This is a genomic window from Billgrantia ethanolica, assembly GCF_021404305.1.
Taxonomy (GTDB): domain Bacteria; phylum Pseudomonadota; class Gammaproteobacteria; order Pseudomonadales; family Halomonadaceae; genus Halomonas; species Halomonas ethanolica.
This window is the reverse complement of the sequence record NZ_JABFTX010000033.1, coordinates 1-336: the sequence shown is the minus strand read 5'-3', so window position 1 is coordinate 336 and position 336 is coordinate 1. Positions and strand designations below refer to the sequence as shown.

1 pseudogene is annotated in these 336 nt (G+C 60.4%); it reads left to right on the top strand.

Annotated elements, in window-relative coordinates:
* Positions 1–283, top strand: a pseudogene (locus tag HOP53_RS21375) (antibiotic biosynthesis monooxygenase); the annotation flags it as partial.
* Positions 284–336: the final 53 nt, after the last annotated feature.

Sequence of the window (336 nt, the reverse complement as noted above, 5' to 3'; positions counted from 1 at the left end):
ATGGTTCCAGGAGGCCACCGGCAAGACGCCGCCGCGCTGGAAGCAGGCGATTGCCATCTGGCTGGCCTTCTTTCCGGTATCACTTGCGTTCCAGTGGCTTGCAGGCCCTTTTCTTGTGCACTTGCCTTTGTTACCCAAGGTCATGTTCAGCACGTTGGCGCTGACCCCGCTAATGGTGTTCCTGTTCATTCCGCTCTCCATGCGCCTGCTCGGTCCGTGGCTGCGAGGTGAGACCACCCTTTTGGAACAACTGGAGCGTCGGCTGCACCAGCGCAGGGCCTGATAAGCCCTCATGACAGCAGGCGCTCTGCTCGCTCGCCACTAGCGTGATAGGCT